Origin of the sequence: Nocardioides luteus (assembly GCF_000960475.2) — a bacterium.
Lineage (GTDB): Bacteria > Actinomycetota > Actinomycetes > Propionibacteriales > Nocardioidaceae > Nocardioides > Nocardioides luteus_A.
The window spans coordinates 1-1,731 of the sequence record NZ_JZDQ02000076.1; the positions used below are offsets into that span (position 1 = coordinate 1).

The 1,731-nt window shown below is 68.2% G+C and carries 2 protein-coding genes; one reads left to right on the forward strand and one right to left on the reverse strand.

What is annotated here, in order from left to right; translation table 11 throughout:
- Positions 1 to 858 (forward strand): acyl-CoA dehydrogenase family protein (locus UG56_RS27325; protein WP_071327372.1); only part of this gene is annotated, 858 nt, incomplete at its 5' end.
- Positions 859 to 985: 127 nt separating this feature from the next.
- On the opposite strand, the gene UG56_RS27725 is transcribed toward UG56_RS27325, so the two are convergent.
- A complete protein-coding gene (locus UG56_RS27725; RefSeq protein WP_256206943.1) occupies positions 986 to 1,600 on the reverse strand; it encodes a patatin-like phospholipase family protein in 615 nt (204 codons plus the stop codon).
- Between the last annotated feature and the right edge of the window lie 131 nt (positions 1,601 to 1,731).

Sequence of the window (1,731 nt, forward strand, 5' to 3'; positions counted from 1 at the left end):
GGCTCGGAGGAGCTGAAGAAGAAGTATCTGGGTGCGCTGGCCGCGGGGCAGGGCAACTTCTCCTACTGTCTTTCTGAGCCCGATGCGGGTTCGGACGCCGCGAACCAGAAGACCCGGGCGGTGCGTGATGGTGACTTCTGGGTGCTCAACGGGGTGAAGCGGTGGATCACCAACGCGGGTGTCTCGGAGTACTACACGGTGTTGGCGATGACCGACCCCGAGAAGCGGTCCAAGGGGATCTCGGCGTTCGTGGTGGAGAAGTCGGATGAGGGGGTCTCGTTCGGCGCGCCGGAGAAGAAGCTGGGCATCAAGGGCTCGCCCACGCGGGAGGTTTACTTCGACAACGTACGTATCCCGGCCGACCGGTTGATCGGGGAGGAGGGCAAGGGCTTCACCTATGCGATGCAGACCCTGGACCACACCCGGATCACCATCGCCGCCCAGGCGGTCGGTGTCGCCCAGGGGGCGCTCGACTATGCGTTGGGTTACATCAAGGAGCGCAAGCAGTTCGGGAAGGCGATCGCGGAGTTCCAGGGCGTGGAGTTCATGGTCGCCGACATGGGCATGAAGATCGAGGCCGCCCGTCAGCTGACCTATGCCGCGGCGGGGCGCTCCGAGCGTGGTGACAAGGACCTGACGTTCTTCGGTGCGGCCGCGAAGGCGTTCGCCTCGGATGTGGCGATGCAGGTGACCACGGATGCGGTGCAGTTGCTGGGTGGGTATGGGTTCACCCGTGACTATCCGGTGGAGCGGATGATGCGTGATGCCAAGATCACCCAGATCTATGAGGGCACCAACCAGGTCCAGCGGATCGTGATGGCCCGCCAGCTCCTCGCGGGGATCCAGTCGACCCTGTGACCCGGATCGTCACCGCGTACGGCTCCGGAGCGGTTTCAACGTGCCCAGACAGCCGCGATGAGCTCCGCGGCCGCGTCCGCCTGCCGCGCCCCGGCCCGATAGGCCGAGGACCATTCGGCACGGTTGCTCAGATCACCGAGGGCGTCCTGGGCCGCGGAGTCCGGGACGAGCCGGACCACCGTTGGCCGTGGCGTCGTGCTCGTTGGGAACAGGTGGGCCAGCGGCTCGAGGACGATCGTCGTCCCCACGTCCGCCGCGAGGTCGGCGTTGATGCCTGACCGCAGCGCGCCGTCCATGAGCGGCGACCGTTGATCGTGATCGGCGGGGCGTTGGCGGGGAAGGCGGAGCTCGAGGCGACCGCTGTCGCCAGGGATACGCCGCTGGAGCCGTCCCACACCTGCGGCTCGCCGGTTTCGACGTCGACCGCCGGGATCAGCAACCTGCCCTCGGGCCACTCGCGAGTCCCGATCAGGCGCTCCATCCGCGCCACGTACGCGCCCTCGGCGCCGGTCTCGGCGGCCAGTGCGAGCCGGCCGACCCGGACCAGAGCCGTCTCCTGATCCAGCGTGGGGTCACCGAGGACGGCGAACACCTCGTTCAACTTCTCGTGGTCCGTGGTGACCGCGGGCTCGCTGTCGGCCTCGGGCAGCGCGGCGAGCCCTTCCAGGTCCTCTCCCGCGGCCAGCATCGCGCCGACGATCGCTCCCGCCGACGTACCAACGATCAGATTGAACCGCCCCAGGGCCTCCGGAAACTCCGGGGCGGTTCAAAGGGGCCCGTCGTTCGTGGCCTGGGGGATGGGCGGGGTCACGCTGCAGATCCACGGCGTCCGGCGTGCGTTTCTCCCACCGGACCGCGACCCCGAGCCGTTGC